Raw genomic sequence first — 16,697 nt, 5'->3', positions numbered from 1 at the left:
TGAGTGGAAAGGACGATGGGAGGCCGGCCTGCGCCGGCCCCTCTCCGGTCGGGTCACCGGGCGGCGAGCGTCACGCGGCCGGCACGGAAGTCGAGCACATAGGGGATGTGCCCCGGCAGCGGCCGCCAGGCGAGCGAGCGCTTCATGCCGTAGGACTCGTAGGGCTGGTAGAGCGGCAGCACCGGCGGGTCGTTCTTGATCGCCTGCATCAGCTCCGCATAGGCCTGCTTGCGCGTCGCCAGGTCGGTGGAGAAACGGAATTTCTCCCACAGCGCGATATAGGCGTCGTCGGCCTTGAAGCGCCCCTCGGACGCCGAATTACCCGTTGGCGCCCACATGATGCCGAAGGCACCGGCGGGATCGGGGAAATACATCGGGTTCGACCATCCGCGCGCCATCATGGTCGGGTCCGAGCCGGTCCATTGCTCGGTGACGTTGAGCTGGGTCTTGACGCCGACGGCGCCCCACATCTCCTGGATCGCCTGCGCCGCCAGGAGCCCATTGGTGTAGTAGGCAGCCTGGATGTCGTAGCGGATCGGCGAGCCGTCATAGCCGGCTTCCTTGAGCAGCGCCTTCGCCTTGGCGGGGTCGAACTCGAAGGTATTGAGTTCGGGCATGTAGAGGGAGCCGAACTGGGCGAAGCTGTGCGTGGTCGGCACCTTGGCCTTGCCGAACCAGAGCGCCTCGTTGAGCGTCTTGCGGTCGATGGCGTAGGACAGCGCCTGACGCAGCTTGGGATTGGCCATCTTCGGATTCTGGGTGTTGAAGATGACGACGTGGAAGAGCGGCGTCTGCATACCCTCGACCTTCAGCTTCACGTCGGAAGCGATCGGATCGAGCTGGTCTGGCGGAATGTTGGTGACGAGGTCGACCTCGGCGTTCTTCAGAGCGGTCAATCGGCCCGACAATTCCGGGATGCGCTGGACGGTGACCTTCTGGAACGGGGCCTTCTCGCCCCAGAAACCATCGAAACGCTCATAGACGAGCCGCTGGTTGGGCACGAATTCGCTGATCTTGTAGGGACCTGTGCCGACAGGCTTCAGGGCGAAGGCTTCGAAATCGGCCGGCTCGGCGATGTTGGGGTCGCCGGTCAGCGCCATGATGTATTTCTTCGGTACGATCATACCCTGCTGCACATTGAGCAGGGTCTCGAACAGCGGCTCCGGCTTCGTTGCGGTGATCCGGATCGTCTCGGCGTCCACGGCTTCGATCTTGGCCATGTTGGGCAGGGTGTCGCGCTTGCGCACGGTGTAGGGCGCGAAGGTCGAGTTGATGATGCGGTCGAAGGAGAAGACCACATCCTCGGCGGTCATCGGATCACCGTTATGGAAGGTCACGCCCTGGCGGATCTTGAGCTCGATCTGCGTCGGGGAAACCTGGGTCCAGCTCGTGGCAATGCCCGGCTGCCAGACACTTTCGGCCCGGTTGGCGTCCTTGCCGATCAGCGGGTCGAAGGCATTGAAATAGAACTGCGAACCGACATTGGAGAAGTCGCGGCCCGGATCGAGCCACGGCGCCATGTTCTGGACGCCCACCTTCAGTTCCTGTGCGGCAGCGAGCCCGGTCATGGCGGTGGTGGAGAGCGCGGCTGCGAGTGCGGTCTTCAGCAGGGTCGAGAGCATGGTTTCAGCCCTTTCGGTTGGAGCGAAGGCGTTTCGAGAGAGGGGCGGCAAAGGCTTCAGCGCTCGCGCAGGCGAACGTCGAGGTAATCGCGCAGGGCGTCGCCGAGCAGCATCGCGGCAAGGCTGACGAGGACGACGAGCAGCGCGGGAACCGCCACGATCCACGGCGCGGAGGCCATGTAATCCCGGCCCTGGCCGACCATGGAGCCGAGCGTCGCGGTCGGCGGCTGGACGCCGAGCCCCAGAAAGGAGAGCGCGGATTCGAGCAGGATCAGGTTGGAGAAGTTCAGGCTGGCCATCACCACCACCGGCGAGACGATGTTGGAGAGCATGTGGACGGCGGCAATGTGCCAGCGCGTGGCGCCGGCGGCGCGCGAAGCCTCGACGAAAGGAAGCTCGCGCAAGCCCAGAACCTGCGCCCGGACAAGCCGGGCGAAATGCGCCCAATAGGCAATGCCGAGTACGCAGATCAGCACGGCGACGTCGGTTCCCGCCAAAGCGATCACGAGCAGGGCGACGAGGGTGAAGGGCAGCGACAGCTTGATGTCGACCAACCCCATGATCAACGCATCGGTCCAGCCGCCATAGAGACCCGCGACGAGCCCGAGCGACACTCCGAGAACCAGGCCGATCATCGTGCCGAACAGAGCCAGCACCAGCGTCAACCTGAGGCCATGAAGGCAGCGCGAGAGCAGGTCGCGGCCGAGCTGGTCGGTGCCGAACCAGTGCGCCGGACTGGCGCGCTCGAATCCGAACGGGGGCCGCAGCCGGACCAGCAGCTTCTGCTGGTCCGGCTCAAAGGGAGCAATGACGGGCGCGAAGATCGCCAGAAGCACCAGCGCAACGGCCAGCAGCGCGGCCATGATGACGAGAGGGTTGACCTCTTGCGGCCACTTGAATGCGCCAACCGGCTTATGGGCCGGAGAGAAAACCAGCTTGCCGTGCTGTGTGTCCGCCATGGCGCTCAGGCTCCCGCCAGGCGAATGCGCGGGTCGACCAGTGCATAGGCGAGATCGACCAGAAGATTGACGGCGATGACGGCCGAGGCGACCACGAGCACGCCGAATTGCAGGACCGGGTAGTCGCGCCGCAGCGTCGCGCCGACGAGGAGATCGCCGACCCCGTTCCAGGCAAAGACGGTCTCGACCACCACCGCGCCGGAGACCAGCGTGGTGATTTGCAGGCCGAGCACCGTGATCACCGGGATCAGGGCGTTCCGCAGGCCGTGTTCGAGAATGATCGCCGGCTCGGCCAGCCCCTTGGCCCGGGCCGTTCGCATATAGTCCTGCGACAGGACGTCGAGCATGGCGTTCCGGGTGTAGCGCACAAGCGAGGCGACGAAATAGGCGGACAGCGCGACCGTCGGCATGACGTAATGCAGCAGCGTGCCGGAACCGGCGCTCGGCAGCCAATGCAGCGTGTAGGAGAAGACCAGCAGCAGCAGGATGGCGAGCACGAAATTCGGGATGGCGTAGCCGAGGAAGGCCGCGAACAGGATACCCGATCCGCGCGCCTGCCCGCGCCAGACCGCCGCCATGATACCCATGGGCACGCCGACGCCGATCGTCAGGGTCAGCGTCGCCACCAGAAGCGAAGCGCTCTGCCAGAGCCGTTCGGTGAAGATCGTCGCGACCGGCCGGCGCTCCATCAGACCGAGCCCGAAATCGCCCGAGAGCAGCGAACGCCAGAACAGAAAGTACTGCTCGATGGCAGGTCGATCGAGACCCCAATAGGCAATCATCTCGCGGCGCGAGGCGGCATCCAGACCTTCGGGCATCAGAAAGTCGATCGGATTGCCGGTCAGCCGCGTGGCGAGAAAAACCACCGATACGATCGCCCAGAGCGTGATCGTCATCCGGAGCAGGCGGCCGGCGAGGAATTCGAACATGCGGCCCTCCTGCCCCTGCAACCAAACCCATCGGAAAGCGCGCCGCCTCGGGCAAACCCCGGCGCTGATGCCCTTTTGTAGGCAGCGCTTCATGACAGGGATGTGAACTTAGCTCAGCCGTTCTGTTATTTGACACTGAGCTTATCTCAGTTCATGGATTCACTTCTGCCCTCTCCCATCTGGATTCGCGCGGTGCGCTCGTATCAGGACATTCGCGGCTGGCTGATCGACCTCGATGGCACACTCGTGCGCGGGAGGCAGCCGCTGTCCGGCGCCGCCGCCTTTCTGGATGCGCTCGACGGGCGCTTCGTCATCGTCTCCAACAATGCCGAGCACACGCCTTTGGAACTCTCGCGCGGCCTGAAGCGCATGGGCCTCGGCGTACCGCCGCGCAAGATCGTGCTCGCGGGCACGACCGCACTCGACGAGATCGCTCGCCGGCGGCCGCGGGCGCGCATCACCGTCATGGCGAGCAGGAGCCTGATGGTTCATGCGCGCGACCAGGGTCTCAACCCCGTGCGCGAGCGGCCCGACATCGTATTTCTCGGGCGCGACCGCTCCTTTTCCTATGCGCATCTGATGCTGGCGGCGAATGCGGTGCGTGATGGCGCCGAGCTCGTCGTCGCCAACCCCGATCTGGTCCACCCTGGCCCCGACGCGACCGTGGTGCCCGAGACTGGAGCCCTCCTGGCGGCGCTGCTTGCCTGCACCGGCCCTGTGCCCCATCGCATCGTCGGCAAGCCGGAGCCTGCGCTGTTCGAGGCTGGGCTGAAACTGCTCGGGCTGCCCAAGGATACCGTCATGATGATCGGCGACAATCCGGCAACCGATGGTGCGGGAGCGCGTCGCTTCGGACTGCGCTATCTTGAGGTTCGCGACGGTCGGTTTCCGCGCGGTGGCCCGGATTGGTTCTGCCGCGAGGAGGCCGCCTTGCTGGCTACCGCATCATGACCTCGCCAAACCGCAAATCGGACGATGCCGGCCCGGCGGAAGCCGTTGCCGAGAAGCGCAAAGGCACCGCAGCCTTGGGAATGGAAGGCGCGCTCGACCGCGTGCGGGCGCTGCGCGGGAACCTGCCCCCGACCGCCGCCCGCATCGCCGATTTCTTCGTCGCCCATGCGGCCGAGGTCGTGCACATGTCCGTCACCGAAGTGGCCGAGCGAACCGGTGCAAGCGAGGGCAGCGTCATTTCCCTGTGCCAGCAGCTCGGCGCGCGCGGCTTCCAGCAGGTCAAGATCGCCTTGGCGCGCGATCTCGTGCAGCCGGTGCAGTTCATCCATGAGGACCTCGCCCGCGCGGACGAGACGGCGACGGTGATCGAGAAGATCTTCCGAAGCGATCTCCAGGCCTTGCACGACACCATGAAGGCGCTCGACACCAGCGCGATGGAAGCGGCGGTAGCCGCGATCCGCCGGGCTCGGCGCGTCGAGCTCTATGGCGTCGGCAGCGCCGCCCCGATCGCCGAGGATGCCAACTACCGCCTGCTTCGCATCGGGATCGAGTCGAAGGTCGTGGTCGATTCCCATGTTCAGGCGATCAGCGCCTCGCTGACCGGGCCCGACGTGGCGACCATCACCATCTCTCATTCCGGCAGCACGCACGAGACGGTCGCCGCGACAAAGCTCGCCCGGGAGGCCGGGGCGACGACGATCTGCATCACGAATTTCGGCAAATCGCCCTTGTTGGCCTTCGCCGACATCGTGCTGCACACCATGGCCCGCGAGACCCATTTCCGGACCGAGGCGATGACCAGCCGCATCGCCCAGTTGGCGATCATCGACGCGTTGATCGCCTGCCTTTCGCTCGCGGATTACGAGAAGGCCGTGGCGACGATCGGCAAGACTTTCGACGTCCTGTCTACGAAGCGCTTCTAGCGCACTGCCATCGGCACTGCCTGCGGGTTGCAATCGCCGGCATCCAGGACGCCGCGGTGAGTTGCCGCCGGGCCCGTGTCCAGTCGCGAAACTGACATAGAACGGCAGCTAGAAGGCCTCCATCCGCGGAGATGCCGATGACGCTGCACCAACGAGTTCGGATAAATACCGAAGCCGATTATGAAAGCGCCATGCGCAGGATCGACGAACTTGCCGCTGCGTCGGTCGGCTCGCGCGAGGAGGCCGAGCCGTTGCCCCGGCTCGAAGTCGTCGATCGGTGGGGCAGCCACGAGGAATGCTGGGCGGCTTGGCCCTGACGCCAGGTGGGCAACCCGAGTTTTTGCACGAAGGTTCAAGCACATGATCACGGATCTGGATCGTCTCAAGGCGGAGATCGCCGACAGTTTCGACGAAGAGCTGGAGATGCAGCTGGAGGAGGACCGGCTCGACGAACTCGTTGCCAAGGGACTCGGCCCGGCTGGCTCGACGCTCGATCGCAAGCTCTATTTCCGCGAGCTGTTCCGTCTCCAGCACGAGCTCGTGCGACTGCAGGACTGGATCCAGCACAAGAAGCTCAAGGTCGTCGTGCTTTTCGAAGGACGGGATTCGGCAGGCAAGGGTGGCGCGATCAAACGCGTCACGCAGCGCCTCAATCCGCGCATCTGCCGGGTCGTCGCACTCCCTGCCCCGACCGAGCGCGAAAGACACCAGTGGTATTTCCAGCGCTACGTGCCGCACTTGCCCACAGCCGGCGAAATGGTGCTGTTCGACCGCAGCTGGTACAACCGCGCCGGCGTCGAACGCGTCATGGGCTTCTGCACGAAGGACGAACTCGAGGAGTTCTTCCGCTCCGTCCCGGATTTCGAGCACATGCTCGTCCGCTCCGGCATCATCCTGATCAAGTACTGGTTCTCGATCACCGACGAGGAGCAGGAGTTCCGCTTTCAGATGCGGATCGCGGATCCCCTGAAGCAGTGGAAGCTCTCGCCCATGGACATGGAGAGTCGCGTGCACTGGGAGGACTACACCCGGGCCAAGGAGGAAATGTTCGACCGCACCCATACCGACCATGCGCCGTGGTGGGTCGTGCAGGCCGTCGACAAGAAGAAGGCGCGGCTGAACTGCATCGCCCATCTTCTTGCCCAGATTCCCTATGAGAGCGTGCCGAAGGCCGAGATCACCCTGCCGGAACGTGTGCGCCATCCTGACTATGCCCGGCAGGCCGTCCCGCCGGAACTCCACGTTCCGGATCTCTACGGGGATGAGACCGGCTGAGGCAGCGACCCTGCAAGGGATGGCGACGACAGGCCGCTGAGCCTGACGAGACGCCATGCAGGGCTTTCACGGTCGGTCGAGCCATCGAAGCAGATCGAAATCGGAGAACGACTTCCGGCGTTCCGCGAACGTCCGCATATCGCGGATTCGAGCCGCCGAAGCGAATACGAGATTGCAGCGTATCAATCGCCAACGATGGCTGCCCGGCAATTCGGGCAACCATCAGGCTGCCATTGCAGCCGTCTCATTTCGGCGGCCTGCATCGTGCCGTTGATCAGCGCGGCTTGCTGTTGACGAGGATGTTCGGCAGGGCGGATTCGGTCAGGTTCCACTTGGCGAATATCTTGGCATAGGTGCCGTCGTCGACCAGGCTCTGCATGGCGTCGGCGATAGCGTCGCGGAAGGCGGCATCGGTCTTCTTGAAGGCCGCGCCGTAATAGACGGTCGTCAACGGCTTGCCGATCAATTTGAAGACATTGCCTTCCTGCGTGTTGATGAAGGGGATGGTCTCCCCGCCCTGAACTGCGGCCTCGACGCGCTTCTGCTTGAGCTGCAGACGAGAATCCGGAGAGTTTTCCGTGCCGATGACTTCGATCGCGGGTTTGCCGGCCTTGACGCAGTTCTCGTCGCTGTAGTCCTTGATCTGGCCGGGATAGGTGGTCGAGCGCACCGTCGCGACCTTCTTGCCGCAGAGCTCGATCGGGTCCTTGATGGCGCTGTCGGTCAGCACATAGAACATGGCGCCGGCACGCATGTAATTGACGAAATCCATCGACTCCTGGCGCTGCGGCGTATCGGTCATGCCGGAGAGAATGAAGGCCGTCCGGCCCGTGGTCAGCGCCGGGGCGAGCTGCGCGAAGGCGCCGTCCGTTCGCTCGACCCTCAGGCCGAGCTTCGCCGCTATCGCGTCGACCAGATCGATGTCGAGTCCCTTGAAGGTATTCGTCGTGGTGTCGACGTATTCCATCGGCGGATAGGTGGCGTTGATCTGGAGCTTCAGGACGCCGGAATCCTTGATCTCCTTGGGGATCTCGCCCGCGCCGGCGGCGGCGGGCAGCAGGGTGAGGCCAAGAAGCGCGGCGCGGCAGACGAATTCTTTCAGCATGAGTACCTCCACTAAGACGGATCGGACGGTACCAGCGGCTTCCTCGTCCGCTCGGCACCGGATGGGCAACGTCGTTCTGGTCTTCCGGCACCCTTCGGCGCCGGAAGCTAGGCCGTGACGGCTGCGCGCTGCGCGTCGAACAGACGCTTGGCCGCACGCGGCGTGACGAAATGGGCACCATGCGCCGCCACATAGGAGAGGATGCCGATGAGCCTCTCCTCATACTCGGCCTGGCCCATCGTGAAGGTGTGGCAGACCATCGAGACGATCTGCGGCTCTGGCGTCCGCGCGGCGCGAGCCACGACCGCGTCCCAGACGCGTTGCATTGCCGGCAGGTTCGAGAACTCATTGATGATGTAATTCTCGCCAACGACGCGCGGCCGCGCGATGCCCGCAGCCACGGCGTCCCAGGCCCAGGGAATCTCGAACAACGCACCGGCCTCGTCCGCTCCCGCAGATCGTGCCGGCGCCGTCGCCGACATGTAGTAGGCGCTGAGCGGCGCGCCTTCCCAGGCGGCGGCCTTGTCCGGCCAGACGATTCCGGGCGCACAGGAGAGCTCGATGCCGATGCCGGCATCCTTCACGGCGGCCCCGATCTCGGGGGTGAAGCCGTGATAGCCGCCGCGATAGGCCGCGAACGGGATGCCGAGATCCCGCATCGCCTGCGCCTTCCGCAGGATCAGCGGGCGCATGTGGTCGATGTCGTAATAGCTGCAGGTGCCGGGCTCCCGGCCGGGAGGCGGTCCATACAAATCCTCCTCGGGATGCAGCACGAGATCCGCGCCCGCCGCCGTCAGCTCGCGCCAGAACCCGGTGAAGGGCGGCTCGAAGAAGCGGTCGCGGCAGACAGGCCCGGTCAGAACGGTCCAGGCCGCGGCGCCGCCGGCCTTCTCGGCAAGGATCTCGCGCATGCGACTGTACTTCTTCAGCAGCGACGCATCCTCTTGATAGACCGAGACCGGATCCGGATCGCTGTCGACATTGATGACGAGGTGGACATTCGAAGGCATCGGTTATCCGGCTCTCAGCGATTGCGCGGCACGAAGACCGCATCGCTGCGGCGACACCGGCTAGCGAGGCGGATGTAGGCAACCTCAGTGGTGCGGACCATCGTTTTCCCCTCAACTCCCAGTCTGCGCCCAACAATGAGCCCGGCATGATTACTAATCAAGTAACTTGCCTAGCCAACACATGACTTGAAATTGAGCACCCGATTAAAAGGTCGGCGGCGTATTCACCCACAGGACGCGAGCCAGCACCTCGCCCGGATTGGCGTAGCCATGCGGCTCTTCGGACGGGAAGGAGAAGGAGTCGCCGGCGAAGAGACGTCGGGTCTGATCGCCGACCGTCAGATCCAGCATGCCTTCGAGCACATAGCCCATCTCTTCTCCGACATGAGAGATCAGCCCGTGGCTGCCGCCGCCGGCGACAACCTGGTGGATATTGACCTGAAGCAGCGAGTTGCGCGTCTGCGGGATCAGCCGCTCGAGCACGACGCCATCGGCATTCTGGCGCAGGCGCGTATTGATGGTCGGTCGCTCACCCGCCCTCATTACGAAGAGCGGTCCGTTGCCCTCGGTCTCGTTGCTGAACATGGCTGCGACATTGATGCCGAGAAACGCCACCAGCCGGTGCAGTACGGCCAGGGACGGCTGAACCTTGTCGTTCTCCAGCTTCGAGATGAAGCTTTCCGACACGCCAATGCCAACTGCGACATCCTTCAGGCTCATGCCCTTCATCAGCCGGGCGTGACGCAGCCTGCCGCCGATCTTGATTTCCGCGCCCGCCTCGGCGTCGGCGGTCGCCGCCTTATCGTCGTTCGCCATCGCAATCCCAACTCCAAGCATCGACATCAGTTGCCGCGACTTTCCTGTTTGTCAATGAACTTGACAAACAGGAAGTGCAACGCAACAGTTCCGAGCGTCGGCTGAGGGTCGCCCGGTGGCAAGCAAGCGCTGTTCCAGTGGGGAGCACTGCGGGCCAACGGCGATGATGACACCTCCCGTCCCGAGCTGCCCGACGCATCCGTCCCTGCCAGACGAAAGGTGTGTTCCACGATGATAGAGAACCCGATCCCCTGGCCGGACGGCAAGCGTTGCGCCGTCTCCTTCAGTTTCGATGTGGACGCGGAATCGCTGCTTCACCTGAATTTCCGCGAGGCGGCACCGACCCGCGTCGCGATGTCCTCGATGCTGCGCTACGACGTGAATACCGCGGTGCCGCGCCTGCTGGAGATCTTCCGGCGCTACGATCTGCGCCAGACCTTCTTCGTTCCCGGCTGGTGCGCGGAGACCTATCCCGAGATGGTCGAAAAGATCGTCGCCGCCGGCCACGAGATTGGCCATCACGGCTACCTTCATAAGCGCCCGAACCTCCAGACGCGCGACGAGGAAGCGGAGAGCTTAGGGCTAGGCCTCCAGGCGCTGATCAAGGTCACGGGCCAGCGCCCGGTCGGCTTCCGCGCGCCCGCCTTTGCCTTCTCGAACAATACGCTCGAACTGCTTCAGGCCCAAGGCTTCTCCTACGACGCGTCGCTGATGGGCGGCGACGTGCCCTACCTCATCGGCAACGAGCAGGGTGACCTGATCGAGCTGCCATCCGACTTCGTGCTCGACGACTGGATGCAGTATGTCTGCCTCGGCGAGTTCAACTACATGCTGCCAATCGCCTCACCGCAGCGGGCGATGGAGGTTTTCCGGGCCGAGTTCGATGCCGCCTGGCGGCACGGCGGCCACTGGATCACGGTCTGGCATCCCTTCGTTTCGGGCCGGCTCTCCCGCGCCGACGCGATGGTCGAGCTGATCGACTACATGCATGAGAAGGGTGGTGTCTGGTTCGCTTCGTTGGACGAGATCGCCGCTCACGTTCGCAGTGTCACAGCAAGTGGCGCCTGGACGCCACGCCGCGACGAGATTCCCTACTGGTCGCAGCCACGCCCGGCCAACGCCCCGGTATGACCCTCATGCCGCGCCGACTGAGCGTCAGCCATTACATGCCGGAGGATCACGGCAGCCATGCCGACTTCATCGCCCCCTGGGCGAAGGCTGTCGAGGCGGCTTCCGCAGGCACGCTCTCGCTGGACGTGCATACGGGCGCGAGCCCCTTCGGCAAACTGGAGAAGCAATACGAGCAAGTCGTGACGAAGCTCGTCGATGTCGCCCATTCGCCGGCCGGCCTGCCGGAGGGCCGCTTTCCGCTGACGACGCTGATGAACCTGCCCTTCATGGCCGCCTCTTCCGCCGAAGGGACACGTCTCCTCAATGCGCTGCTCGACGACCATCTGGCGCCTGAATATGAGGGGCTGAAGGTGCTGGCGCTGCATGCCGATTCCGGCGGCGTGCTGCATACGCGCGACGAGCTCGTCACGCGCCTCGAGCAGTTGCGCGGCTTGCGCCTGCGCTGCCCGGCCGGGCCGATGGAAGCGGCGCTGCGCCTGCTCGGCGCCGAGCCCGTGCCGCTGACTCCGCCCAATATCCGCGCCGCCGCCGAGGAAGGGCGCATCGACGGCGCGGTGATGGCCTGGGACGTGCTGGCCTATACCGGCACGGATGCGGTCTTTCGCCATCACACCGAAACCAAGCTCTACGTTTCGCCGCTCTATTTCGTCATGAACGCGGAGAGCTGGCGCAGCCTCGACGATCAGCAGCAGGACGCGATCGAACGTTGCTCGGGGTCCGCGCTCGCCGAGCGCTTCCCAATCTGGTGGCAGGCCTGGGAGACGCCGGGCCGGGCGCTCGGCCTCGCTGAGGGTCAGGTCATGAGCGCGCTGGCGCCCGAGGAGCTCGCGCGCTGGCGCAGCGTCGCGGCCCCAGCCGTTGATTCCCATGTCGATCTGCTCGTGGCCACCGGTCATACCGGCGCCCGCGCGACCTACGAGGCGGCTGTCGCCTTGCGCGACGCCGATCCCGCTCAGAAGGAGTTCTGAAAATGCCCCATTATCCCGGCTGGGATGCGACCTTCCGTGGCAAGGTCTGGCGCACGACGCATTTCCCGCGCATCAAGGAGGATATGCCGACCTTCCTCGGCGTGCCGCATGCGGTGACGAAGAAGGACCTCGAAGGCGCAGACGTTGTGATCATCGGCGCGCCCTTCGTCGCCGGCTTCGGCCGCCAGTACAGCGGCGTCGACAAGGACGAGTGGATCGTCGCGACCAAGCATGTCCGGCAGCAGTCGATCCGCTACCGCTCCGGCTATATCCAGGATTTCGATCTCGACGTCTTCGAGCACCTGAAGGTCGTCGACTATGGCGACGCCAACATCCCGCCTGAGACGAGCTATGAGGGTACTGTCGAAAAAATCCTGGAAGCCCAGGAGGCGACGCTACGGAAGGTCAACGACGCGCTCGACGTCGGCGCGATCCCGATCGTCATCGGCCAGAACTCTCCCTGCGGTTCCTATGCCGTCGGCAAGCCGGTAGCCGACAGGACCAAGGGCCCCGTCGGCATGGTCAGCCTCGACACCCATTGGGATGCCTGGCCCTATGACTGGGCGACGATGAGCCCGCATATCGCCGGTTCGACCAACTGGAAGGACAAACTCTATCGCGACTGCCCGAACATGAGCATTCCTCATCTCGTCGAGATCGGCGAGCGCGGCATGCTCGAGGATCCGGCCACGATCCGGCGCTATGTCGGCGAGGGCGCCAATTTCATGCCGATGTGGAAGATCCGCACCGAACTCGGCATCGAGGGCTGCGTCAGGAATCTCGACCAGGCTTTCGCCGGCAGCGACGCCGTCTACTGCCATTTCGACATGGACGTGCTGGGCGGAGCGGGGCCTTCCGATGGCGATATGCTCGGCGAACTCGCCGAACCGATCGGCATGACCGACTACGAGGCGATCCGGCTCGGCCATGAATGCGGCAAGCGCGGCGCGAATGCCCTGTCCTTCATCTGCATCCCGCCGGGCTCGGCAGTGACCTACCGGGTCATCGTCTACGTCATGATGTATTTCATGGCGGGCCTGGCCATGCGGAAGATCGGCAAGGGCGCCTGAACCTGGTCCCATTGGCAGGATTATTGCTGCTCGAAGCCGTCCGGAGGTGCTCACATGCAATCCATTCTGACATCGCCGATGCGGTTTCTTGCACAGATCCTTTTGACCGGGCTTGTTGCGGGCATCCGTCACGCATTCGAGCGCGACCATCCACGAACATCCCGCGATCCCCATCGCGACGAGCCTTCATCCGAGGCCTCGGAGCGGCACCAGGCCGTGCTGGCCGCGATACGTCACTGGTGAGCACCGAAAGACGTCCGCAGCCGGTCGGCCCGCCTCTCGACTGCTGCCGTCGGATCCGAGCCGCGCACCGCTGCACAGATCGATTGAAGCCTCAGCGCCGACCACGACACATCGACACAAGCGCCATGCGGGCAGGAGCGTTATGACCACCGAGCCGGACCATCTCGTCATCGTTCAGCGACGCCATTATGGCCGCATGATCGGCGCTTGCCTCGTGCTCGTTGCCCTGGCGGGCATCGTCCACGCCTTCGTAGTCGGCCAGATCGAATGGAGCTATGTCGGACGCTTCCTGACCGTGCCGGCGATCATGCGGGGCCTCGCCAATACGATCATCATGGCCATTCTCGCCATGCTGGTTGGATTGGTTCTCGGCTTGGTCTTCGCGATCATGCGCCTGTCGGCGAACCCGGTGCTGTCGACCACGGCACTGGGCTATATCTGGTTCTTCCGGGCGATCCCGGCGCTGCTGCAGCTCCTGCTCTGGTACAATCTCGCCCTGATCTTCCCGACGATCGGAATTCCCGGCATCGTGAGCTGGAAGACGGTCGATGTGATGACGCCCTTCGTCGCCGCTCTGCTGGGCCTCGGCATCCAGCAGGGCGCCTTCACCGCGGAGGTGGTCCGCGCCGGCCTGCTTTCGGTGGATCAGGGGCAGTACGAGGCGGCACAGACCCTGGGCATGACGCGGCTGCAACTGCTGCGCCGGATCATCATGCCGCAGGCGATGCGCGTAATCGTTCCGCCGGTCGGCAACGAGTTCATCGGCATGGTCAAGCTCACCTCGCTTGCCAGCGTGATTCAGTTCGCGGAGGTGCTCCACAGCGCCCAGAACATCTACTACGCCAATTCGAGGGTCATCGAACTGCTGTTCGTCGCCGCATTCTGGTACCTGATCGTCGTGACGATCCTCAGCCTGATCCAGGGACGGGTAGAAGCCTATTTCGAGCGCGGCGTCGCCCGCTCGCCCGGCCGCTGAGGAGACGCGTGATGGATACCAATCTCCCCCCGGTCGCGACGCTCGATCCCGATCACCTCGCTCCTGGCGCGCCGCTCGTGCTCGCCCGGAAGGTGCAGAAGCAGTTCGGCGAACTCAAGGTGCTCAAAAGCATCGATCTCGCGGTGCACCGAGGCGAAGTGCTTTGCATCATCGGTCCCTCCGGCTCGGGCAAGAGCACCTTCCTGCGCTGCATCAACCAGCTCGAGCGGATCGACGGTGGCGCGCTCTTCGTGTCGGGGGAGCGCGTCGGTTTTCATCAGGCCGGCAACAAGCTCTATGAACTCGACGACAGGGCCATTGCCCGCCAGCGCCGCTCGATCGGCATGGTGTTCCAGCGCTTCAACCTGTTCCCGCACCTCACCGCGACCCAGAATATCATCGAAGGCCCGGTCCAGGTCCTCAAGCAGCCGGCGGCAGAGGCACGCAAGCGCGCTCACGCCCTGCTCGAACGCGTCGGCCTCGCCGACAAGCGCGACGCTTATCCCTCCCAGCTCTCCGGCGGCCAGCAACAGCGTGTCGCAATCGCGCGCGCGCTCGCCATGCAGCCCGAATTACTGCTGTTCGACGAGCCGACCTCCGCGCTGGATCCCGAGCTCGTCGCGGAGGTTCTGCTCGTGATGCGCGATCTCGCCCGCGACGGAATGACGATGATTGTCGTAACTCACGAGCTCGGCTTTGCCCGGGACGTCGCTCATCGCGTTGCCTTCATGGATCAAGGCCAGATCGTGGAGATCGGCCCCCCAAAGGCCGTCCTCGCCGACCCGAAGGAACCGCGAACCCGCTCGTTCATCAACGCCGTCCGGCACTGACCGGATTTGACCTTCGATCGTTGCCCGAACCGCGCTCCCGTCGGCCGAAGCTGTCGGGTGGCACAGATCTCGAAAGACCTCGCAATGGCTACAGAGTTTCCGCTTCGCATCGCCAATCTCGCCGATCCCGCGCCTGAATTTCCCTGGCCGGGCGGGAAGAGATGCGCGGTCCTTCCTGCCTTCGACGTCGATGGCGAAACAGCCTGGTTGCAATACGACGCCGCCAATACGGACCGGCTGGTGACGCTCTCCTTCGGCGGCTATGAGGAGCGCGTCGGTGTGCCGAAGATTCTCGACTATCTGCGTTCGGTCGAGATCAAGGCGACGTTCTTCATCCCCGGCTGGGTCGTCGAGGTCCATCCGAAGATGTGCGAGGCGATCGTCCGGGACGGCCACGAGATCGGCCACCACGGCTATTCGCACAAGCGCCCGGATCCTGCCGACTTCACGGTCGACAAGGAGGAGATCGACAAGGCGCTCAACGCCTACAAGCGCGTGCTCGGCGTTGCGCCGCTCGGGTATAGAGCTCCCTCCGGCGAGAACTACAACGAGCTGCTGGGCTACCTGCGCGACCGCGGGATCATCTATTCCTCATCCTTTAGGGACGACATCCGCCCTTACCGGCACAGGCTGCGGGACGGTTCGAAAGGGCCGGTCGAACTGCCCGTCAACATGTCCTTCGACGACTGGCTTTACGGCCTTTCGCAGCGCTTCAGCGCTCGCCCGATGTTCCCGAAAGAGCATGTGCTCTCGATCTGGAACGACGAGCTCGACCAGACCCGCGAATGGGGCGGGCTCGCCAGCATGGTGATGCACCCGCAAGTGTCGGGCCGGCCGATGCGGCTGGGCATCGTGCGCGACTTTCTGGCTCGCGCCCGTGGATTCGGCGATGTCTGGATCGCAACCGGCGCAGAAATCGCAGCGCATTTCATCGCGAGCGAGGCTGCGGCTGCAAACTGAGTGAACGCTTCCTGCGTGCTTGCGGCACAAACGGGTCGTGGCGCGCAGCGGCTCGTCGACGGCTTCGGATCAGGGTCCGACCAGTTGCCCGCCATCGACCACGATGGTCTGGGCGGTGATCCAGCTCGCCTTGTCGGAAGCGAGGAAGAGCACGACCTCGGCAACCTCTTCGGGCTTGCCCATCCGGCCGAAGGGGATGTTGGCCAGCGTCGTCTGGTAGAGTTCGGGGTTCGACGTCTTCCGATCCTCCCAGGTGCCACCCGGGAATTCGATCGAGCCGGGCGCGACGCAGTTCACCCGGATGCCCTTCCGCGACAGCACCTTCGCCTGGCTCGCCGTGTAGTGCATCACGGCGGCTTTGATGGCGCCGTAAGGCGCCGAGCGCGACGACGCCCTCAGGGCGGAGATCGACGAGACGTTCACGATCGACGAACCCGGTTTCATATGGGGGATCGCCGCACGGCTGGCGCGGACAACGGCCATCATGTCGACGTTGAGCGAGGCCGCCCACCCCTCCTCGTCATCCGAATGGCCAAAGCCGGAGGCATTGTTGACGAGGACGTCCAGCCCTCCGAGCGCTTTCACCGCCTCGGGCACATAAGCCTCGATCGCGGTCGGGTCGGCAAGGTCGACGCTGGTCCCGTGGGCCACGACGCCCAGTGCCTCGATCTCCCTACGTGTCGTCTCGAGGGGCCCTGGTCCTCGAGCACAGATCGAAACCGATGCGCCGCCCGCTGCGAAGCCGAGCGCGATAGAGCGTCCGATGCCACGGCTGCCGCCCATCACGATCACGCGCTTGCCGGTGAATTCATTGGTCATGCGGGCGTGCCCTTCCTGGATCAGAGCTGACAAAAAAAGCCGCCCTTTGGAGGGCGGCTTTTGGTGCCGAGAATCGGCGTTCGGTCAATTTGGTTGCGGGGGCCAGATTT

18 protein-coding genes are annotated in these 16,697 nt (G+C 64.4%); 11 read left to right on the top strand and 7 right to left on the bottom strand.

Translation table 11 applies throughout. The features are described 5' to 3' along the window. Positions 1 to 53: 53 nt before the first annotated feature. The 3 genes from AC1RMY_RS21270 to AC1RMY_RS21260 are packed head-to-tail and all read right to left on the bottom strand — an operon-like array spanning position 54 to position 3,510. On the bottom strand, positions 54 to 1,622 hold the full coding sequence (locus AC1RMY_RS21270) for an ABC transporter substrate-binding protein (protein WP_492867928.1): 1,569 nt from the start codon (positions 1,620 to 1,622) through the stop codon (positions 54 to 56). 56 nt (positions 1,623 to 1,678) lie between these two features. Beyond that, the gene (locus AC1RMY_RS21265; protein ID WP_492867926.1) at positions 1,679 to 2,581 is read right to left on the bottom strand and encodes an ABC transporter permease; all 903 of its coding nucleotides are present in this window, start codon (positions 2,579 to 2,581) and stop codon (positions 1,679 to 1,681) included. 5 nt (positions 2,582 to 2,586) lie between these two features. Then, a complete protein-coding gene (locus tag AC1RMY_RS21260) occupies positions 2,587 to 3,510 on the bottom strand; it encodes an ABC transporter permease (RefSeq protein ID WP_492867924.1) in 924 nt (307 codons plus the stop codon). A 192-nt stretch (positions 3,511 to 3,702) separates the two neighbouring features. Between AC1RMY_RS21260 and AC1RMY_RS21255 the strand changes: the two genes are divergently transcribed. From AC1RMY_RS21255 to ppk2, 4 genes are all read left to right on the top strand, one after another. Then, complete coding sequence (locus AC1RMY_RS21255; RefSeq protein WP_492867923.1) at positions 3,703 to 4,461, top strand: HAD-IIA family hydrolase; 759 nt, start codon at positions 3,703 to 3,705, stop codon at positions 4,459 to 4,461. Beyond that, positions 4,458 to 5,384, top strand: a complete 927-nt coding sequence (locus AC1RMY_RS21250; protein ID WP_492867921.1) for a MurR/RpiR family transcriptional regulator — start codon at positions 4,458 to 4,460, stop codon at positions 5,382 to 5,384. Before AC1RMY_RS21255 ends, AC1RMY_RS21250 begins: the two co-directional genes overlap by 4 nt. 137 nt (positions 5,385 to 5,521) lie before the next feature. Beyond that, positions 5,522 to 5,701, top strand: a complete 180-nt coding sequence (locus tag AC1RMY_RS21245) for a hypothetical protein (protein WP_492867919.1) — start codon at positions 5,522 to 5,524, stop codon at positions 5,699 to 5,701. 43 nt (positions 5,702 to 5,744) lie between these two features. Continuing rightward, complete coding sequence (gene ppk2 / locus AC1RMY_RS21240) at positions 5,745 to 6,659, top strand: polyphosphate kinase 2 (RefSeq protein WP_492867917.1); 915 nt, start codon at positions 5,745 to 5,747, stop codon at positions 6,657 to 6,659. A gap of 274 nt (positions 6,660 to 6,933) precedes the next feature. Here ppk2 and AC1RMY_RS21235 read toward each other — a convergent pair whose 3' ends face one another. From AC1RMY_RS21235 to AC1RMY_RS21225, 3 genes are all read right to left on the bottom strand, one after another. After that, positions 6,934 to 7,764, bottom strand: a complete 831-nt coding sequence (locus tag AC1RMY_RS21235; RefSeq protein WP_492867916.1) for an ABC transporter substrate-binding protein — start codon at positions 7,762 to 7,764, stop codon at positions 6,934 to 6,936. Between the two features lie 107 nt (positions 7,765 to 7,871). Then, the gene (locus AC1RMY_RS21230; protein ID WP_492867914.1) at positions 7,872 to 8,774 is read right to left on the bottom strand and encodes a polysaccharide deacetylase family protein; all 903 of its coding nucleotides are present in this window, start codon (positions 8,772 to 8,774) and stop codon (positions 7,872 to 7,874) included. Between the two features lie 204 nt (positions 8,775 to 8,978). Beyond that, a complete protein-coding gene (locus AC1RMY_RS21225; RefSeq protein WP_492867912.1) occupies positions 8,979 to 9,590 on the bottom strand; it encodes a cupin domain-containing protein in 612 nt (203 codons plus the stop codon). A 231-nt stretch (positions 9,591 to 9,821) separates the two neighbouring features. Between AC1RMY_RS21225 and AC1RMY_RS21220 the strand changes: the two genes are divergently transcribed. The 7 genes from AC1RMY_RS21220 (at position 9,822) to AC1RMY_RS21190 (ending at position 15,768) form a co-directional block, all read left to right on the top strand. Further along, positions 9,822 to 10,721, top strand: coding sequence for a polysaccharide deacetylase family protein (locus tag AC1RMY_RS21220; RefSeq protein WP_492867910.1), 900 nt, complete (start codon positions 9,822 to 9,824; stop codon positions 10,719 to 10,721). A gap of 5 nt (positions 10,722 to 10,726) precedes the next feature. Beyond that, positions 10,727 to 11,689 carry a TRAP transporter substrate-binding protein DctP gene (dctP, locus tag AC1RMY_RS21215; protein ID WP_492867908.1) on the top strand — a complete coding sequence of 321 codons (963 nt, stop codon included), beginning with the start codon at positions 10,727 to 10,729 and terminating at the stop codon, positions 11,687 to 11,689. Between the two features lie 2 nt (positions 11,690 to 11,691). Next, positions 11,692 to 12,759 carry an arginase family protein gene (locus AC1RMY_RS21210; protein WP_492867907.1) on the top strand — a complete coding sequence of 356 codons (1,068 nt, stop codon included), beginning with the start codon at positions 11,692 to 11,694 and terminating at the stop codon, positions 12,757 to 12,759. A 54-nt stretch (positions 12,760 to 12,813) separates the two neighbouring features. Further along, positions 12,814 to 13,002 (top strand): hypothetical protein, encoded by a 189-nt coding sequence (locus tag AC1RMY_RS21205; RefSeq protein ID WP_492867905.1) that lies wholly within the window; start codon positions 12,814 to 12,816, stop codon positions 13,000 to 13,002. Positions 13,003 to 13,144: 142 nt separating this feature from the next. Continuing rightward, positions 13,145 to 13,978 carry an amino acid ABC transporter permease gene (locus AC1RMY_RS21200; protein WP_492867903.1) on the top strand — a complete coding sequence of 278 codons (834 nt, stop codon included), beginning with the start codon at positions 13,145 to 13,147 and terminating at the stop codon, positions 13,976 to 13,978. A gap of 11 nt (positions 13,979 to 13,989) precedes the next feature. Then, positions 13,990 to 14,808 (top strand): amino acid ABC transporter ATP-binding protein, encoded by an 819-nt coding sequence (locus AC1RMY_RS21195; RefSeq protein ID WP_492867901.1) that lies wholly within the window; start codon positions 13,990 to 13,992, stop codon positions 14,806 to 14,808. Between the two features lie 84 nt (positions 14,809 to 14,892). Next, on the top strand, positions 14,893 to 15,768 hold the full coding sequence (locus tag AC1RMY_RS21190; protein WP_492867900.1) for a polysaccharide deacetylase family protein: 876 nt from the start codon (positions 14,893 to 14,895) through the stop codon (positions 15,766 to 15,768). Between the two features lie 69 nt (positions 15,769 to 15,837). Here AC1RMY_RS21190 and AC1RMY_RS21185 read toward each other — a convergent pair whose 3' ends face one another. Next, positions 15,838 to 16,587, bottom strand: a complete 750-nt coding sequence (locus tag AC1RMY_RS21185) for an SDR family NAD(P)-dependent oxidoreductase (RefSeq protein ID WP_492867898.1) — start codon at positions 16,585 to 16,587, stop codon at positions 15,838 to 15,840. Positions 16,588 to 16,697 lie beyond the last annotated feature (110 nt).

The organism is Allobosea sp. GW822-FHT03F07 (genome assembly GCF_058801345.1).
This window is presented reverse-complemented; position numbering and strand designations above follow the sequence as displayed.

Excerpts from the sequence above, each read along its gene's own strand:
- AC1RMY_RS21210 (WP_492867907.1), top strand. The coding sequence starts at position 11,692 with ATGCCCCATTATCCCGGCTGGGATGCGACCTTCCGTGGCAAGGTCTGG.
- AC1RMY_RS21225 (WP_492867912.1), bottom strand. The coding sequence starts at position 9,590 with ATGGCGAACGACGATAAGGCGGCGACCGCCGACGCCGAGGCGGGCGCG.
- ppk2 (WP_492867917.1), top strand. The coding sequence starts at position 5,745 with ATGATCACGGATCTGGATCGTCTCAAGGCGGAGATCGCCGACAGTTTC.
- AC1RMY_RS21245 (WP_492867919.1), top strand. The coding sequence starts at position 5,522 with ATGACGCTGCACCAACGAGTTCGGATAAATACCGAAGCCGATTATGAA.
- AC1RMY_RS21195 (WP_492867901.1), top strand. The coding sequence starts at position 13,990 with ATGGATACCAATCTCCCCCCGGTCGCGACGCTCGATCCCGATCACCTC.
- AC1RMY_RS21230 (WP_492867914.1), bottom strand. The coding sequence starts at position 8,774 with ATGCCTTCGAATGTCCACCTCGTCATCAATGTCGACAGCGATCCGGAT.
- AC1RMY_RS21260 (WP_492867924.1), bottom strand. The coding sequence starts at position 3,510 with ATGTTCGAATTCCTCGCCGGCCGCCTGCTCCGGATGACGATCACGCTC.
- AC1RMY_RS21185 (WP_492867898.1), bottom strand. The coding sequence starts at position 16,587 with ATGACCAATGAATTCACCGGCAAGCGCGTGATCGTGATGGGCGGCAGC.
- dctP (WP_492867908.1), top strand. The coding sequence starts at position 10,727 with ATGCCGCGCCGACTGAGCGTCAGCCATTACATGCCGGAGGATCACGGC.
- AC1RMY_RS21205 (WP_492867905.1), top strand. The coding sequence starts at position 12,814 with ATGCAATCCATTCTGACATCGCCGATGCGGTTTCTTGCACAGATCCTT.
- AC1RMY_RS21270 (WP_492867928.1), bottom strand. The coding sequence starts at position 1,622 with ATGCTCTCGACCCTGCTGAAGACCGCACTCGCAGCCGCGCTCTCCACC.
- AC1RMY_RS21220 (WP_492867910.1), top strand. The coding sequence starts at position 9,822 with ATGATAGAGAACCCGATCCCCTGGCCGGACGGCAAGCGTTGCGCCGTC.
- AC1RMY_RS21265 (WP_492867926.1), bottom strand. The coding sequence starts at position 2,581 with ATGGCGGACACACAGCACGGCAAGCTGGTTTTCTCTCCGGCCCATAAG.
- AC1RMY_RS21190 (WP_492867900.1), top strand. The coding sequence starts at position 14,893 with ATGGCTACAGAGTTTCCGCTTCGCATCGCCAATCTCGCCGATCCCGCG.
- AC1RMY_RS21235 (WP_492867916.1), bottom strand. The coding sequence starts at position 7,764 with ATGCTGAAAGAATTCGTCTGCCGCGCCGCGCTTCTTGGCCTCACCCTG.
- AC1RMY_RS21200 (WP_492867903.1), top strand. The coding sequence starts at position 13,145 with ATGACCACCGAGCCGGACCATCTCGTCATCGTTCAGCGACGCCATTAT.
- AC1RMY_RS21250 (WP_492867921.1), top strand. The coding sequence starts at position 4,458 with ATGACCTCGCCAAACCGCAAATCGGACGATGCCGGCCCGGCGGAAGCC.